This is a genomic window from [Clostridium] saccharolyticum WM1 (assembly GCF_000144625.1).
GTDB classification, from domain to species: Bacteria; Bacillota; Clostridia; order Lachnospirales; family Lachnospiraceae; genus Lacrimispora; species Lacrimispora saccharolytica.
In genome coordinates this window covers 1,338,791-1,356,604 of sequence record NC_014376.1, presented here as the reverse complement: position 1 = coordinate 1,356,604, position 17,814 = coordinate 1,338,791, and the positions used below count along the sequence as shown (strand labels likewise).

Here is a 17,814-nt window from a genome sequence, read left to right as displayed (position 1 = left end):
ATTATTGTAATATTATAGTATGAAAACTCTGATTCCGTCAACAAGTTCAGGCTCAGGCGCGAAACGGAACGTCAGGGAAAATGCAAAAGGCACTTCAATCATCCGTTATTCCCAGACAGGATTCTTTTCCCTGTTCTGGCTAAACGCTGACTGCCGTGCCCTTTTTCCATTTTATTTTATCTGATTATTCCAATGCCCGTAGCTGCTCCGTCATTTCATGGGAGAGGGTAAACCGGCCTACATAGCCCACTTCCCCTGTCATCAGCACACTGCCATCTTTTTCGATCTCCACCTCAAGCACGCCTCCGGGCATGTGAACATACATCTTAGGATCTGTAAGTCCCATGCGGTAGGCCGCGCCTGCGGCCGCACAACCGCTGGTTCCTGATGCCAGGGTATATCCGGCGCCCCGCTCATAAATCTCAATTTCAATATTGGTCCTGTCCAAAACCTTTAAAAGCTCCGTATTGATCTTTTCCGGGAAATAATCGGCCGTTTCCGAATGCTTCCCGATCCGGCAGGCCAGATCCTTTGATATATCATTTAGCCAGATAACGCAATGAGGATTCCCAATGGACACACAGGTGACCCGGTATGGGATGCTTCCAAACATCATGGTTTCGTTAAGCACCTCTCGCCTTGGACCTGTGACAGGAATTTCATCGCTGTAAAAGCTCAGCTTTCCCATGGAAACCTTTATCCTGGTCCCATCTTCATTTAGATACTGAATGGTCTGCTGTCCGCTTAATGTATTGACAATAAAGCGGTTCTTCTGAACATATCCGGCATCCTTTAAGTATTTTCCAAAGATTCGTACGCCGTTGCCGCTTAACTCTGCTTCACTCCCATCGGGATTTAAAATTTTCACCTCCAGCTTATCCTGCCCCAGGACAGGGCCTACCAAAAGCCCGTCGGACCCCACTCCGAAATTCCGGTTGCAGATCAGACGGATGCTTTCCTCTGTCAGCTTCAATTCATTTTTATTCGGGTCAAAGATCAGATAATCATTCCCCAGCCCGTGATATTTTTCCAAGGTAATATTCATGATAAAACTCCTTTCCTAATTCCTGTCCGTTATCTTTTTAAGAGTGTTCCCGCTTTGCCGGGTACAAAGGTACGCCTGCAGGGTGTATCCCGTGGCTTACAATCTCCTCGCACAATTCTTGATAAGAGATTCCTGCAGCTTGAGCCTTCTGGGGAAGCAGGCTGAAAGGCGTCATCCCTGGCAATGTATTGGCCTCCAGGCAGAAAAGGCTCCCATCCTCCTCCATAAGGAAATCAACCCTGGAATAATATCCAAGTCCCAGAACACGGTGAACCTTTAAAGCCATACAACCCATGAACTCCTCTTGTTCCTCTGTAAGACTGGCCGGGCAGATCTCCTCAGTCAGGCCAGCCTGGTACTTATTTTCATAATCATAAAACCCCTTCTTCGGTATGATTTCAATGGCCGGAAGGGCTCTTTCTCCCAGGATTCCGACTGAAAACTCCCTCCCGGTTATTTTCACCTCAGCCAGTACCCGGTCTTCATAGGAAAAAGCAGAATCAAGGGCCATTTCCCACTGATCCTCCCCCTCCACCATGGTAATGCCCACACTGGATCCGCAGCCGCATGGCTTCACCACACAGGGGTAAGGAAATGGCTCCAAAGACTCCCCTCTGGAGTAAAGCCGCCAATCAGGGGTAGGTATGCCGGAATTTCTCATCAGCAGTTTTGCCATGGGTTTATCCATGGCTTTTAAGCAGCCTTCATAACCGGTTCCCGTATAGGAGATGCCATAGGCATCAAGAACGGCCTGAATTTGTCCGTTTTCCCCTGCACCACCGTGCAATGCCACAAATACTATATCTGCCAGCCCGCAGATTTCTATTACCCGGTTTCCAATATATCCTTTCCCATTCCGTTCTTTCGAAAGGCGGTCAAGCTCCGGGACCTCTCTTCCGATTTCCCAGAAAAAGCCAGTGCCGTCATGAAGGCTTTTAAAACGGACCTCTTCTCCATCCGCTGCTCCCAAATAAGAATCCAGCAGGTAAACTTCATGCCCAGTCCTGATCAGAGCGTTTGTGATCATAGCTCCTGAGGATAAGGAAACTTCTCTTTCCGGGCTGAAGCCGCCCGCCAATACTACGATTTTCATTGCCATCTTCCTTCTATCCATACAAATTTGCTTTATATAATCAATTATATACAGCACTTTTTATCATTTCAATCAATATAATGCTTTTTTTATTGCAAATTATGTTGTATTATATAAGGCAGCAAACAGGAGGTTTAAGATTTCATGGACAACTACCAGAAGCGGGGGTATTTAAACAGCGATTTCCGGCTGTTTCATCTGACCGATACGAAAAAACAGGATTTTGAATACCACTATCATGATTTCGACAAGATCATTATATTCATCAGGGGATCCGTCACCTACCGGATCGAAGGCTGTACTTATCAACTGAAACCCTATGACATCCTTCTGGTGGGCCATAATGATATTCACAAGCCTGACATTGATTCGTCAGTCCCCTATGAACGGATCATCGTCTACCTTTCTCCAGGCTTTTTGCTGGCTTACCGGTCGGACAGCTATGATTTAAGCACCTGCTTTCAGAAATCAAAGGAGCTTCACTCCCATGTCCTTCGGATCCATTCCATGGAAAAAAGCGATTTATACCGTACTTTGGCCAATTTGGAATATGCCTGTACCCATGAAGGCTATGCCAGAGACTTATACTGTCAGGTGGTATTTCTGGAATTCATGATCCAGTTAAACAGAGCTTCCCTGGACAACCGGGTACAATACCTGCCACCAGTTACCGGCGACAGGCGTATTCTGATCATTATGGACTATATAAACAGCCACTTAACAGAGGAGATAACCGTAGACACCATTGCAGAAGCCTGTTATATCAGCCGTTATCATCTGATGCATCTGTTTAAAGGAGAAACCGGCTACACTCTTTTTGATTATATAACCGAAAAACGCCTTGCTATGGCAAGGGATTTATTAAAATCAGGCACACCCGTCACCGAGGCTTGCTTTCGCAGCGGCTTTAAAAACTACTCCACATTTTTTAGAGCCTATAAAAAACATTTTCACGTTTCTCCTTCGGAAGCTGTAAAAGATCGTGGAAATGTATAAGATTTTCTTAAGCTTCCCCTCTTTTATTGAAATGGTCCAGGCATCATGCTATTCTAAGGATATCACAAGAGCTATGGAAATATGATGATATCAGGAGGGGTTCAATGAAAAAAAGAAAATGGGGATTCATTCCGTCTCTTCTGGCGATCCTCTGCTTAAGCGCCTGTTCCGGCAAAGGCATGACAATGGCCAGGGACACCAAAGCAGATTTTGGAGCCGCCATGCCGGCGGAGACAACTACCCAGGAAAGTGCAGCCAGCCAGCAGGAAAATTCAGGGAATGCTTCACTTGAAAGCGAAACAGGAACCGGCCCAATACTTCCGGCCGGAAGAAAGCTTATCCGTAACGTATCCATGAACGTTGAGACGGATGAATTTGATGCCCTGGTAACGGAACTGCAGATAAAAATCACCCAGCTGGGGGGATATGTGGAGCAGTCTGATATGTCCGGCAGCCGCATGGACGGCAGCGGAAAACCCGTCCCAAGATTTGCCGATATGACTGTACGGATTCCCGTAAGCCAGATGAACAGCTTTGTTCGTACGGTGGAAACCAACGGAAATGTAACAGATAAATCAGAATCCACTCAGGATGTAACACTGCAGTACAGTGATTTGGAAAGTAAGAAAAAATCCCTGGAGATCGAACAGGAAAAGCTGTGGGAATTTCTTGAAAAAGCAGAATCCATAGATACGGTCATTACCCTCCAGCAGCGTCTTTCCGAAATACGCTACCAGTTGGAATCTATGGAATCCCAGCTTAGGCTTTACGACAACCAGGTAGATTATAGCACCGTCTCATTATCGATCAGGGAAGTTAATACCTTTACCCCAACTTCTCCGGAATCTGCCGGTACCCGCATCAGTAAGGGATTTTCAAACAATTTCAAGGCTTTTAAAACCATAACAGCTAACTTTTTGATCGGTATGATTGTAACCATTCCTTTTTGGTTTCCCATTGTGCTGATAGCAGGAATCATTATTTTCATCTCCCGAAAGAACAAAAAGAAAAAAGTCCCTGTCCCTTTGCAGCCTCAAAAAGAAAAGGAGGACATAACCTCTTCCTGAACTGTTTTCTCCACAATCCCAAACATGCAGCAACGCAGGGCCTTTCCTGGCCCTGCGTTCTTTAATCCCCTCATTTTATAAAATATCGATAAAATCGTTTTCCAGTAATTTAATTTGTTTTCCTGTCTTTTTCACATTCACGTTTTCTCCGGTGGTAAATACAACAGGCGATATCATTGCCTTTCCCTGCTTTTTTACATACTCAAGATCCACACAAGCCAAAATATCTCCTTGTTTCACATGATCCCCCTGTTTCACACGTATATCAAATCCTTTTCCCTGTAATTCCACCGTATCGATTCCAATATGAATCAAAACCTCCATACCGTAATTTGTACGGATTCCATATGCATGTCCTGTGGGGAATACGGAAACCAGTTCTCCTGAAACCGGTGCTGCAACGATTCCCTCCTTCATCTCAACGGCAAATCCGTCTCCCATGGCTTTTGAAGAAAATGCCGGGTCAGGAACATCTTCCATTGCAATCAACTTTCCTGTCATGGGAGACAAAAACTCCTCTCTTCCCTGACTTTCTGTTGTCCCTGACCGATAACTCTTTTTTAGTTCAAAAGCCACTTTTTCCACTTTTGTGCCATAGACCACCTGGATATTATGCTCGTCAATCTTAATTACGCCCAGGGAACCGGTGGCTTTCAGCTTTTTTTCATCTGCAAGCTTTGTATTATTCAGTACAAGCCTCAGCCGGCTGATGCAATTATCAATCTCTTTAATATTGTTCTTTCCCCCTAATGCTTCCATAACCGCATTGCCAAGTTCTCCCGCTATAATTTCTTCAGCTTCTTCCAACTCGTTCTCATCTTCCCGTCCCGGGGTTTTTATGTTGAATTTTAATATGGCAAACTTAAACACATGATAATATATAATTGCATAAACAATGCCAACCAAAACATTTAGATACCATTTCGTTTCTGTTCCCCTTAAAATGCCGAAAATTGTAAGATCGATCAGGCCGCCTCCGGCATTGCCGATCATCACTCCCAGCAAGGTATTAATCAGAAAAGATAATCCTGCCATAAAAGCATGAAAGATAAACAGGATTGGGGAGATAAAAATAAAGGAGAACTCAATAGGTTCTGTTATGCCGGTTAAAAAGCTGGTTAAGGCAGCAGCAAATAAAACACCTTTTACCTTATCTTTATTTTTAGGCAAAGCAGTCTTATACATGGCATAACAGGCAGCAGGCAGGCCAAATACCATAAAGGGATGGGTTCCCTGAGTCAGGAATCTTGTGGCTTGACGCATGGTGCCAAGATCAGGATCGGGATTCATCAATAATGTATTAAAAATTGTCAGAGCTCCGGAAACCTGTTCACCGTCAATGACAGCAGTTCCGCCAATGGGTGTAAAACGCACCAGCTGATTTAAAATATGATGAAGTCCGGTAGGAATCAGCAAACGCTCCAAAAAGCCGTAAATAAAGGTTCCAAATGCCCCTGAACCCTGAATAACAGATCCCATTGCATTGATGCAGGTACTAAACAGCGGCCATACAATAAACATAACAACCGACAATATTGGAATGGTTACCGTAATCATAATAGGCACAAACCGTTTGCCGCTGAAGAAACTAAGGGCCGTCGGAAGCTGGGTCCGGTGAAAGCGGTTGTGGATCGCTGCTGTCCATATTCCTGTAATAATACCTCCGAAAACGCTCATACGGTAAGTGAATATGCCAAAGGTAGTCTCATACATGGAATTTACCTTTACAGCAGCTTCCTGAGTGGACCCATTTGCAGTCAGATAATCAACGCTGACTGTCTCTCCTGTTATTCCTTTCAAAGAAAGAAAATACTGGATTGTTACGTGGAACAATACAAATCCTATAATTGCCGAAAAAGCTGAAATTTCTTTATCATCTCTTGCCATGCCAATGGCCACTGATATGCAGAACAAGATTGGAAGCAGGCCGAACATCTGGCCAACCAAAGAATTTACAAGCCCTATAAAGCCGGATATTGCGGGAATACCGGAAAGAGTATTTCCAAATATCAACGGATTTTTTAACGTGGATGCTATTCCAAGAAGCAGCCCGGCTGCTACAATGATGGACAGCGGCGCCATCAATGATTTCCCCAACTTTTGTATAAAAATTTTCACTACATTTCCTCCTCACATTGTTATGTTAATTCCGGCCAGAAATCCTTATTCGCTTCAATTAACTGATCAAGTACTGTTTTTGCCAGATCTGCATCTTTCATGGTTTTTGATAGGATGAGCGCCTGCCACAATTTCTGGTAAGAATGTTCAAAGTAAGCCTCTACAACCAATTTTTCCACTGCATGCTGCTGCTCAATTAAGCCTTTCTGAAACCAGGGGATCTCACCGATCACCATAGGTTCTGGCCCGTTAGAGCCTACAATGCAGGGAATCTCCACCATAGCCGTTAGCGGCAGGTTTTCCACTGCACCTTTATTCTCCACAATCAAAAGCATCCTCTCATGGGTATTAAAAGCAATGGCTCTGGCCAGGTCAACAATAAAGCTGGCATGCACTCCGATTTCCAATGTTGTGTCCTTTGCCGTTTCACATTCCTTAATTCTGCGGCATTCTTCAAATACCCGCTTTTCACGGCCTTCCCGAATTAAGTCAACTCTGGTATAGTCAGGGTCGGATTCTTCCACCGCATGATCCGGATACAGGTAGTATTTTAAATAGGTGCTTGGAAGTACCGACGGATCTGTCTTGTACAATTCACTTGCAAACCTGTAAGTCTTTAACCAGTCAGGATCATTCAGGCGTGGCTCTTTTCCGATGCTCTCCAGATTATAGCCATGTTCCAGAACGTATTCCTTTATGACCGGCATCAGGTCATTCCCCTCTTTATCTCTGATATCACACCACCAGCCAAAATGATTGAGTCCATAATATCTTACATCCATTTCTTTTCTGGAATTCAGGCCTGCAATATATGCCATACGTTCTTCAATATCTATGGGCATGTCGCAAATATTTAAGACCCTTGAATCAGGCTTCACCTTACGGATTGCTTCCGCAACAATTGCAGCCGGATTGGAGTAATTCAGCATCCAGGCATTAGGTGAATATTTTTCCATATATTCAACCAGCTCCATCACTCCGGTAATGGAACGGAAACCGTAAGCAATTCCGCCTGGCCCGCAGGTTTCCTGCCCCACCAGGCCGTTCCTTAAAGGAATCTTCTCATCAAAGTCTCTCATTTCGTACTTCCCTACCCGAATATGGGCCATTACAAAATCAATATCAGTAAATCCCTCTTCCGGATCTGTTGTGGCAAGAAATTTAATATCAGGTGCCTGTTCTCTTATAATGATTTCACATGCATCAGCTACGATTTTCTGCCTCTCATAATCATTATCATATAATTTAATCTGGCTGATTGGAAAACGATCCAAATTATCCAATAACATTAATATGATTTCAGGCGTATAAGTACTTCCGCCTCCTGCAATTACAATTGATGATCTTTTCATGCTTTCCTCCATTCTGTGCATGCTTTATTGTTCAAGCAGACACTGGTGAAATGTTTTTTCCACCTTTCCTTTTTTACGGATTCCGGATTCCGGATTTTCTAAACAGCTGTTATGACAATATTATACAAAAAAATATTAAAATTAAAATAGTTTTTGTGCAATCAGTCAGATATGTCTGCAAAAGTTAAAATTGTCATAATCTGAAATTTATGACAGGCCATGTTTTATCTTCTACTTGTAATGAAATTCTTTCTTTGCTATACTGAAAATAAATGATGAAAAGAGGCGTTTTTATGAATCTGGATGCCCTTATTAACGAAAATTATGATAAGTTAAATAACAACGATTTTTATATTCTTCAGTATGTAAAAGAACATATACCCTTATGTTTAAATTTCAGTATTTCGGAATTATCGGAAAAATGCAGTGTTTCCACAGCATCAATTCTTCGTACTGCTAAAAAACTGGGATTCTCCGGTTACAGCGAATTTAAATATTATTTGCGGCAGGAAAAAACAAATGAAAAAAATATCAGTATTAAAAGAGAGCTCGTCAGCGAGTTAAATAATGATATCCAGCAGACAATCAAGCTCTTTGAACAAAATACGGTAAAAAACGTAATATTTAATATGATGAAAGAGGCAGATGTTATATACGCTTACGGAACTGGTCACGGCCAGCGGTTAATTCTCAGCGAATTTGCCAGATGCTTAATGAACGTAAAAAAGAATCTGATTGTGATCCCTGCTTCCACTGAATTGAATATTGCCATGGATACTATGAAAAAGAATGACCTCTTATTTATTGCTTCCCTGTCCGGTAATTTAAAATTTACAAAAGAGGTGATTCTTAATTTAATGCTTAAGGAAATCCCTACAGTTTCCATTACTAATTTAAGTAATAATGAGCTGGCATCACTTGTAAAATATAATTTTTATTATCAATCCTCAAGCATTAGCAAAGACAGAAACCTTAATACATCTTCTTTTCTAACGTTACACCTGCTTTTGCACCTGATTTATGAAGAGTATACCGATTATATTTCCTGATCATTCATAGAATGGCATTACCTCTTCTCATGATTCATAAAATTTGCAAAGAATATGTTCAATCATATGATAGAACTAATAAAGGTTCTATACTGAATGTTGGGGTGTGCTTGAAAAGCACACTTCCAACATTCTTTTTGTTGTAATAAAATTTCAAACGAATCCCACCCCAACTATTGACAAAGAGCCCTAATAAAATAAGCAGCAGGCATTTTAAGGGGTTATCCTTATGCCTGCTGCTTATTTTATTGCAATGGAACATCCATTCGTTTATCCTGACAGTTCTTTCAGGATAAGTGTATAAACTCATCCATGTCTTCCATTATTCTTCCACGAACAAAAGGCGAACAAAATCCCGGTCATGCCAAAATAGAACCAGGTAGATGGATTGCTGAACCAGGTGGTGAAAAAAGAAAGGATCATGTACATAGCAAACTGGGCATAGAACAGATAGCCAATGGGATTGCGGGTACGCTTTGCCATACGCATGAGAAAAAAACCGGTCCCGCCCAGAATGCAGCCAAAGAGCAGTACACCTACAATCCCAAAATCATAAAAAGAATCATAAAACAGGGTGACAGTGGTCAGTTCCTCTTTTGTCACATAAGTGGGAAAATCCACAAGAGCCGGAACCAGGAACTTCAGTCCTGTAAGCGCCCATAGCGGGAAGAGCATCCGAAGGCCAAAGGTATGGGATGGAAGCCACTCAACCAGACAATTAAAATTATCGTAATTGTTAGCGATGTACATATAAGGCTGGGTAATGAATATGGGCATCTGGCTGTTTTTCATCTGGAAAATGCCGTTTAAATAGGACACATCATGGCCTCTGGCAATGGTGAGGATCACATAAATAGGGATCATTCCGATTGCCAGGCCCACCCCGTATGCAATTTTCAGCCTGTGTTCCATTGCAATGTAGGTGAGAACTGCTAATCCCACAGCCAGAATGAGCTGGAAGCGGGACACACACAAAACAGGGATCAGGCATGCGACGACGTCCATGAGCACGGCCAGAACCAACCTTAAGCCGTTTCTCCCCTGCTCTATGCAAAAATATAAGACCGAAAGGGAAGGCACCAACACACAGGATACGGTAAAATAGTGAATTCCCGTTATGTGGAACGTGGAATAAGCATGGGGCACTCCTTTCACAAAGAAGGGAATGAACCCCAACACAACCGCCTCAACCATAAAACCGGTAAGGGATACAAGGGTGACAAAGACCATGGACAGAAAAAGAGGCCTTTCATAACCCTTAAAGCTGAACCAGCTGGAGCGCTGCCCCCCTGATTCTCCCTGGAGCTTTGCAAAAAATTCAAAGGTAACCCAAAATCCCAGGAATGCCACCAGAAAACAGAGCCATGTTATAATATTCCAGTCAAAGGAAAGCTCTGAAAGCTTTAAACAGGCGATGCCTTCCCCTCCTACCCAGAACAGGGAGAACAAGCCTCTTAAATGAATGATATTCTCGGTTCTACGGTAATCCCGCCAGTACAGGAAAAGAGCTGCCAGCATTAAAATAATACCGGACAGCCAGTAAAATCCTGCTCTTGCAAATAAATAAGATGCCCCATAGCTGATCAGATAAACGCTCATCGTAACATATCCCCTTTGGCATATAATAAAAATGCAGCCGTATATGGAAAAATGCAGCAGCCGCCCCGGCGACAAGCTGCATTTCCTCTCTGGGAGTCCATTATATGCGGCTGATAAACTCTTTCATGTAATCTTCTACTTCTTTTACCGTGGAGAAGGACATGGCCTTTTCCGCCACTGCCTGAAGCTCCTTGATACTATAACCGGTAATCAGCTTTCTTGCATTTAAAATCGCTGATGCACTCATACTGAACTCATTTAAGCCAAATGCTAAAAGAAGAGGAATCAACAAGGGGTCGCTGGCAGCCTCTCCGCACATACCGACCATGATCCCTTCCCTGCGCCCGCATTCAATGACGTGGCGGATGCTTCTTAAAACCGCTGGATTTAATGGGGAATACAAATAAGACACCTTATCGTTCCCTCTGTCCACGGACATGGTATACTGAGTCAGATCATTGGTTCCGATGCTGAAGAAATCCACTTCCTTTGCAAATACATCTGCCATGAGGGAAGCCGCAGCCGTCTCCACCATGATTCCAACCTGAATGTCCTTATTATAAGCCAGCCCCTTTTCATCCAGTTCCTTCTTAAGCGCTTCAACAAGAGCTTTTGCTTCCCTGTATTCCTCCAGACAGGTCACCATGGGAACCATGATTCGGATATTGCCGAAAGCACTGGCTCTTAAAAGAGCCCTGAGCTGAGGCTTATATACATCCTCCTTACGGTCCAGGCAGAACCGGATGGCCCGGTATCCCAAAAACGGGTTTTCATCCTTTTTAAGGCCCATATATGGGATTTCCTTATCCCCGCCGATATCCAGGGTGCGGATGATCACAGGCTTGCCGTTCATGGCAACTGCAACTTTCTGATAGGCTTCAAACTGCTCGTCCTCGGTAGGCATTGACGTACGGTCCATGAATAAAAATTCCGTACGAAACAGTCCGATCCCTTCCCCATCATAATGAAGAACCTTTTCCACATCCTCAGGCTTTCCGATATTGGCTACCAGCTCAATGGAAGCCCCGTCCTTTGTTACCGTAGGTTTTCCGATATATTGTTCCAGTTCCTTCTTTTCCTTTAAAAATGCTTCTCTCTTTGCAGCATATTCTGATTTTACCGAATCCTCAGGATTAACCAGGACAATCCCCTGTGAGCCATCCAGTATCATATCATCCCCATCGGATACCTGGTTTAAAAATCCCTCAATTGCTACAACGGCAGGAATCTCCAAAGCCCTGGCCAGAATGGCACTGTGAGAAGTCTTTCCACCCAGTTCTGTGACAATGCCAACGACTTTGTCCGGATTGATCCCTGCTGTCATAGATGGAGTCAGATCTTTGGCAATGATCACGGTTCCTTCCGGAAGCGCAGAAATATCCACGGAGCTGATTCCCATAAGGATCTTCTGCACGCGGGTCTTTATGTCCCGCATATCCGTGGCCCTCTGCTGCATCAATTCGTCCCCCATGGAAGCAAACATATCGGCATAGGTGTTGCATACTTGTTCTATGGCAAATTCGCTGTTGACATTCTCCCCCGTGATCGTATTCTCGATCTCACCTGTCAGCATCGGATCTGATAGAAGCAATAAATGGCCGTTTAAAATCTCCGCTTCCTTTTCTCCCACTCTTGTTGCCAGATCCTTTGCCAGGGCATCGGTTTCTTCCATGGCCTGCTTTACTGCAGACTGAAAGCGGATCTTTTCAGCCGCCGGATCCGTGATGGCTTCCCTCCTGATCTTAAGTTCCGCCTCTTCCACGCTGACAGCTTTCCCGATGCCGATTCCCGCGGATGCACTTGTACCTTTAAACATAATTTCTCCTCCTTATTAATTATTGAAGATTAATCTATTCGCCAAGGCCCTCTTCAACAGCCTTGATCATGGTCGCCAGAGCTTCCTCCTCATCTGCTCCCTCACAGACGAAAGTAATCTCATCCCCGCTTTTTACACAGGCGCCCAATACGCTAAGCACGCTTTTCGCATTGGCAGTGGTATTCTTAAACCGAAAACTCACTGTAGATTTAAAGTTCATGGCTTCCTTACAAAGAATCCCAGCCGGCCTTAGGTGCAGGCCGGTAGGATTCTTTATAACAACTTTTGCGCTGACCATACTGAATTCCCTCCCTTTATTCTTTCATCATTTTCCCTCTTTCGGAAGAAAATCTGATTCATTGAGATTCAGACTCTTCCGTGGAGGAAGCGGTGGCACTTTCCTCCGTTCCCGGGCCAGGATTTTTATGGGCTGCCGTCACATTGAAAGGCGTATAACCTACCACCTCAAATCCTCCTGATACCTCAAATGTCAGCATTCCGGGATTGGGTCCGGTTTCCTGACCCGACAGATCAAGAACCGCATTCAAATTATCTTCCGTCAGGGCATCTAAATCTTCTTTCAGCCCCTTTATGGTAACATCAGAAGTCTCCTTATCAAACGTATAATCGTAATCAGCCTCTGCTCCCTTTTTATCCAGATCCTTCAGCTTTAAAGTGAATGTTCTGGTCGTCAGCGGTTCTACCTTCAGCTTCACGGTCACATTCTTATATTCTTCTCTTGCCACAGAGGTGCTGGGCGGCAGATACTGGCTTAAATCCAGCTGAATCACCTTATCAGAGGTGGCACCATCGATATTCAGCTTATCTGATGCAACAGAAAGGGTGGACAAGGATGCCAGAATGGACTTGGTTCCGATCACCGGCACAGACTTGACACTGGATTCCACACCCGTATACCGGTATCCCTTAGCCACTTCTCCTGTCACCTCAAAATTGAGCGAAAGGTTCTTTGCCTTCAACACGGATACATGATATTCAATCTCCTGCCTGCTGACAGTCACCTTATCTCCCAGGTCCAGCAATTTGTTACCGTTGGCATCATAAAAGATGGGAGAAGCCACCGAATTCAAGTCCCCATTGGCGTTATCCACATTGATCTCGATTCCCATATGGTTGATTTTGCCGATCTGGGATTCCGGGCCTTCCACCGTCACATTATCAGGTGACAGGGTGACAACGCCCGGAGCATACCCGTCTTCAGCGTCTCCCGTTATCCGGACCTGAAGATCAAACTTCTTGCGCTGAAGCTCTTCCGTTATGATCCGGATCACCATAGGCTTTGCCGTTATGGTATCTCCTTTTACCAGATTCTCCTTATCCTTGTTTATCTCTACCGTAATGGGAATGGCTCCCGTCACGTTATAATCCTTTAAATCAACATAAGCATGAAAGTCCGATGCCTTCACCAGGGATCGGTCTCTGGTTCTCACCTGATAACTGACTGTTACCGCATCCTTTCCAAAGATTTCGTAGGCTAAATTGGCAGCCTCCAGTACGTCCTCATTGCGCACCTCCACTGGAACCACCTGGGAATCGTAAATAACAGGATTGGAAATGTTGACAACAGCCATCCATACCGCAAAGGCAAGCACCAGAGACGAGAGCTTAAGTCCAAGATTATTTAACAGCTTTTCCTTCATTCTTTCGCCTTCCCTTCAAAATTCGGAATCTGCTTCCTTCCTCTCCCTGCTGCTTTACACCTGCAAGGACCGAACGAAGCATATCCGCATCCGTGATCCGCTTTAAGCCTCCCTCTAAGGCCACAGTCACACGCCCGGTTTCCTCTGATACAACAATGGTAACACTGTCGCTAACTTCGCTGACCCCTACTGCGGCCCTGTGCCTGGTCCCCAGGTCCTTGCTGATGGTCATATTATCGGACAGGGGCAGATAGCAGGTAGCCGCTGCCACCCGGTTTCCGCGGATCACCACCGCCCCGTCATGAAGCGGCGTATTATGCTCAAAAATATTAATCAGAAGCTGGCTGCTGACTACTGCTCCTACCTCGATCCCGGTTCGCTCGATTTCTTTTAAAGAGTCCCCTCTTTCAATTACCATAAGCGCCCCTGTTTTCACCTTTGCCATTTCAAATGTAGCCTTTACCAGCTCATTGATGGTCTTATCCGTAAAACCGGAATTGTCCCTGCCTTCATCAAAGGTAAGGATTCCTGTAAAAGGATTCTTGCTTCCAAGCTGTTCCAGGGCCTTCCGAAGCTCAGGCTGGAAAATCACAATCGCCATGGTCACTGCCGGGGTAGCGATTTTATTAAGGATCCAAAAAATATTATCCAGCCGGAATACATATGCAAAAACATAGAAAAGAAGAATCACAATAATTCCCTTTAAAAGTGTCCATGCCCTTGTGTTCATGATCCAGGTCAGCAATTCATACAGCAGAACGGCTATAATAATAATTTCAACCAGGTTTGTTTTCGATATTCTGGGCAGAAACGATACCCAGGAGTACATTCCGTCTAAAAAATCTGCGATTGTCTCCACCTCCCTTTTATCTTTTCCTAATAATTGCCCATATTTTACGGGCATTAAAGTATGCCCCCGGGGCGTTCCCATTGATTTCCCATGCTTTCGAGGCATCAAGGTATGCCCCCGGGGCGTTCCCATTGATTTCCCATGCTTATGGGGCATCAAGGGATGCCCCCAGGGCGTTCCCAATGATTGCTCGGGCTTTTTGGGCATCAAAGTATGCCCGCAGAACGTTCCTATCTCTGCGGTCTTTGGAGTTTTCTAGCGTTGATTTTCTGAACTTTTACATCAGGCGCGCTGACCGTCAGCTTTGGAACCGCCTTGACATAATAATAATAATCATCATCTTCAAATTGTACGTATTCCGTCCTGGAATAATCCACTGCAAAGACAAAAAATGTATAAATTCCTGCAATAAGGAGGGAAATCAGGATCCCCACCAGGAGACGGGTCACCGATACCGACACATCCGCAGCGATATCCCCGATAAAAATAACCCCAAGCTGTGCAATGGTTCCTGCTACAATGGCAATGATCCAGGAATAATCCACAGATAAGCTCCGGGTGATGGCCACCACCACAAGAGATAGGGCAAAGGCTGTAACCATTACAAGCATCAGCTTATTGGAGAGCAGGCTCTTCATGAGCTGCATGAATTTCTGCACCTCATCCACTGACAAATCATTGGTCAGTACCCCCGCATTCTGCTTCACATATAAAAGCGTATAATAAATAAATACGCCGCAGCTTACGGGTATCACTGAGATCAGACTCCCTGACAGCCCGACGATCAAAGGGATGGCATAAGGAATCCTTAAAAGGAAAAATACCGGGGTCAGCACAAGCAGATAACTGTCACCCGGCTGGAAACCATAATAAAGGAGTCCTACCACCACAATAAAAACAGCCATGACCAGAGTGATTTCAATGGAAATTCCCGACAAGTGGGCAAGCATATAGCCTGCAGCCAGAAAAGAAATGGCTCCATAAGGCAAAAAGGAGCAAACCAGAGCCAGCACCAGAGGAATGTAAGCCTCCGTCAGCTGCGGCATAAAGCCGATATTCTTATTCATCAGGGAAAAAGCCAGTAAACTGAAAACGAACTTGATCACAGGCGTTATATATATGTCAAACCTGGCATAAAACTCTTTCAATCGTTCTTTAAATACAAGAAGGCCCATCATGATGTCCGTCCTCCCTTTGTTCTTTTTAAAGGCCTGGTGTTTCCTTCATACCGCTTGTCCAGCCTTTTTAATTTGGCAAGATATACCTTTATTCCACGGCTGGCATACCCATACCGCTTCATATATACAAAAATGCTGATCCCCAGGTAAACGACCAGTCCGAGAAAATAAATCAGACCGATCCGCATTCCTGCTGCAGTCAGGCCTTTCAGTTCCATGGTGTTCATCCACCGTTCCAAATCATATAATCCCCATAAAGCCAGGCATAAAACAAAGCTTAAGGTGTAGCTGAAAAAGGAACGGAACAGCTTGCTGCTGATGTAATCGCTTTTAAAATACCGGTTAATGGGAAATATCTTCTTTCCTTCATGTTTTTCAAACATTGCAAGGCTGGTCATGATCTTTATTTTTTCTTCACTAAGCATATGGTTCCCTCACTATACCATAAGATATCACCCTATTATACCATAGAACCTTTTACTTTGCGAGCATAATACAGAAATTTTATTTTTTTATAACATCCCAGACATTTCCCGGATTTTCTCCTGCAAATTTATAAGCGCAGCTGGTATGCTGCGCTCAGACGGTAAAATAAGATTCCATACATTTCATAACACCGGGCAAAACGGCGCTCAATTACTTCTAATGGATAAGAAGCCTGGCCAGGCTTCCTCATACAACAGACAAACCGGCGTTCGGACGTAAGTCCATGCACCGGTTTTATGAATGCTCATGACATCTGAAGTCTGAGCGCAGCAGGACTGCTGTCCTTCCTTACTCATACCTCAGGGCATCAATGGGATCTGCCTTCGCAGCCTTGGAAGCAGGATAAATGCCAAAGAACAAGCCCACCAAAGCAGAAAAGCCAACTGCCACCAGGACCACTGCCGGCTTTATGACCACCGACAGGCCAAAGAGTGCTCCGCCTGCCAGCACAAGCCCTCCGCCCACCACAACTCCAAGGACCCCGCCAAAAGCGGATAGAATGGCTGACTCCGTTAAAAACTGGATCAGTACATCTCTAGTTCTGGCTCCCAGTGCCTTTCGAATCCCAATTTCTCTTGTCCGCTCGGTAACGGATACCAGCATAATGTTCATGATCCCGATTCCTCCTACCAAAAGGGAGATAGCCGCGATTCCTCCCACAGCAGCAGATAAGCCTCCCATGATAGAATCTGCACTTCCCATTTCACTGGACACAGAATAAAAGGTAATATCCTCCTTGTTCCGGTTCTTGGCCTTAGCCATATAGGCAGTAAACTTATCGGAAAATGCCTTCATATCGGTACCTTCCTTTGCATAGAGACGAAGGCTGAAAATGTTATCATTGGGCCATGTAAGCAAGGTATCCGGCACATACCCTGCCTTGGTTTCGTTCGCTCCTGTCAACATAGCTTCAAAAGGGTTCTGTTCCAACCGGTAGATTCCCACCACATTGTAATCGTCCGTAATGCCGTAAATGGTAGTGCGGAAGGTTTTTCCCACCGCATCTTCCGTACCGAAAAGTGCCTTGGCTCCCTTTGCTTCCAGCACAATATTGTTTTTTCTTCCTTTAATATCAGACTCACTTAAATTACGGCCATAAATGATGTTGATTTTCTGGACCTGAGGATAATTGGCGTAGATTCCTTCAAACTGGAATTTGACCTTATTGCGGCCAAAGACAGCCTCCGCATTGACGCTGGCATTGCTGTCTATGTAACTGATTTCATCTCCGAATACCTCTTTTACCCGATCAATATCATCAAGGGAGAAATAGTCGCTTTGCCTCATATCCTCACCATCTTTCGGCCAGACATAAACATAAGCCAGGGTTACTCCCACATTTTTATAAAGATCAGATACCATAAACCGCATGGTATCTCCAATGGATACAATAGCAATAACAGACCCAATTCCGATGATGATACCAAGCATGGTCAGAAAGGACCTCATCTTGTTGGCCTTAATGGCATGAATGGCCATACTCATATTCTCCAGCAGCATGATG

15 protein-coding genes are annotated in these 17,814 nt (G+C 44.4%); 3 read left to right on the top strand and 12 right to left on the bottom strand.

The features are described from left to right. Positions 1–184 precede the first annotated feature (184 nt). The gene (gene dapF, locus CLOSA_RS06415; RefSeq protein WP_013271957.1) at positions 185–1,045 is read right to left on the bottom strand and encodes a diaminopimelate epimerase; all 861 of its coding nucleotides are present in this window, start codon (positions 1,043–1,045) and stop codon (positions 185–187) included. A 37-nt stretch (positions 1,046–1,082) separates the two neighbouring features. Next, positions 1,083–2,138: a D-alanine--D-alanine ligase family protein gene (locus CLOSA_RS06410; protein ID WP_013271956.1), complete on the bottom strand. Its 1,056-nt coding sequence runs from the start codon at positions 2,136–2,138 to the stop codon at positions 1,083–1,085. A gap of 144 nt (positions 2,139–2,282) precedes the next feature. Here CLOSA_RS06410 and CLOSA_RS06405 point away from each other — a divergent pair, with 144 nt between their 5' ends. Both CLOSA_RS06405 and CLOSA_RS06400 read left to right on the top strand, forming a co-directional pair. Continuing rightward, positions 2,283–3,134 carry a helix-turn-helix domain-containing protein gene (locus CLOSA_RS06405; RefSeq protein WP_013271955.1) on the top strand — a complete coding sequence of 284 codons (852 nt, stop codon included), beginning with the start codon at positions 2,283–2,285 and terminating at the stop codon, positions 3,132–3,134. 104 nt (positions 3,135–3,238) lie between these two features. Further along, positions 3,239–4,201, top strand: coding sequence for a DUF4349 domain-containing protein (locus CLOSA_RS06400; RefSeq protein ID WP_013271954.1), 963 nt, complete (start codon positions 3,239–3,241; stop codon positions 4,199–4,201). Between the two features lie 75 nt (positions 4,202–4,276). Here the strand turns inward: CLOSA_RS06400 and CLOSA_RS06395 are convergent, their stop codons facing one another. Further along, positions 4,277–6,319, bottom strand: coding sequence for a glucose PTS transporter subunit IIA (locus CLOSA_RS06395; protein WP_013271953.1), 2,043 nt, complete (start codon positions 6,317–6,319; stop codon positions 4,277–4,279). A gap of 20 nt (positions 6,320–6,339) precedes the next feature. Beyond that, positions 6,340–7,671, bottom strand: coding sequence for a 6-phospho-alpha-glucosidase (locus tag CLOSA_RS06390; RefSeq protein WP_013271952.1), 1,332 nt, complete (start codon positions 7,669–7,671; stop codon positions 6,340–6,342). A 293-nt stretch (positions 7,672–7,964) separates the two neighbouring features. Here CLOSA_RS06390 and CLOSA_RS06385 point away from each other — a divergent pair, with 293 nt between their 5' ends. Then, a complete protein-coding gene (locus CLOSA_RS06385; RefSeq protein WP_013271951.1) occupies positions 7,965–8,720 on the top strand; it encodes a MurR/RpiR family transcriptional regulator in 756 nt (251 codons plus the stop codon). 306 nt (positions 8,721–9,026) lie between these two features. On the opposite strand, the gene CLOSA_RS06375 is transcribed toward CLOSA_RS06385, so the two are convergent. The 8 genes from CLOSA_RS06375 to CLOSA_RS06340 form a co-directional block, all read right to left on the bottom strand. Beyond that, positions 9,027–10,319 carry an O-antigen polymerase gene (locus CLOSA_RS06375; RefSeq protein WP_013271950.1) on the bottom strand — a complete coding sequence of 431 codons (1,293 nt, stop codon included), beginning with the start codon at positions 10,317–10,319 and terminating at the stop codon, positions 9,027–9,029. A gap of 100 nt (positions 10,320–10,419) precedes the next feature. After that, positions 10,420–12,135: a phosphoenolpyruvate--protein phosphotransferase gene (ptsP, locus tag CLOSA_RS06370; protein WP_013271949.1), complete on the bottom strand. Its 1,716-nt coding sequence runs from the start codon at positions 12,133–12,135 to the stop codon at positions 10,420–10,422. A gap of 34 nt (positions 12,136–12,169) precedes the next feature. Further along, complete coding sequence (locus CLOSA_RS06365) at positions 12,170–12,433, bottom strand: HPr family phosphocarrier protein (protein WP_013271948.1); 264 nt, start codon at positions 12,431–12,433, stop codon at positions 12,170–12,172. A gap of 58 nt (positions 12,434–12,491) precedes the next feature. Further along, positions 12,492–13,796 (bottom strand): CdaR family protein, encoded by a 1,305-nt coding sequence (locus CLOSA_RS06360; protein WP_013271947.1) that lies wholly within the window; start codon positions 13,794–13,796, stop codon positions 12,492–12,494. Next, positions 13,774–14,646 (bottom strand): diadenylate cyclase CdaA, encoded by an 873-nt coding sequence (gene cdaA, locus CLOSA_RS06355; protein ID WP_041708943.1) that lies wholly within the window; start codon positions 14,644–14,646, stop codon positions 13,774–13,776. Before cdaA ends, CLOSA_RS06360 begins: the two co-directional genes overlap by 23 nt. A gap of 230 nt (positions 14,647–14,876) precedes the next feature. Continuing rightward, a complete protein-coding gene (locus CLOSA_RS06350; RefSeq protein WP_013271945.1) occupies positions 14,877–15,824 on the bottom strand; it encodes a hypothetical protein in 948 nt (315 codons plus the stop codon). Then, the gene (locus CLOSA_RS06345; protein WP_013271944.1) at positions 15,821–16,249 is read right to left on the bottom strand and encodes a hypothetical protein; all 429 of its coding nucleotides are present in this window, start codon (positions 16,247–16,249) and stop codon (positions 15,821–15,823) included. Before CLOSA_RS06345 ends, CLOSA_RS06350 begins: the two co-directional genes overlap by 4 nt. A gap of 349 nt (positions 16,250–16,598) precedes the next feature. Next, positions 16,599–17,810, bottom strand: coding sequence for an ABC transporter permease (locus CLOSA_RS06340; RefSeq protein ID WP_013271943.1), 1,212 nt, complete (start codon positions 17,808–17,810; stop codon positions 16,599–16,601). Positions 17,811–17,814 lie beyond the last annotated feature (4 nt).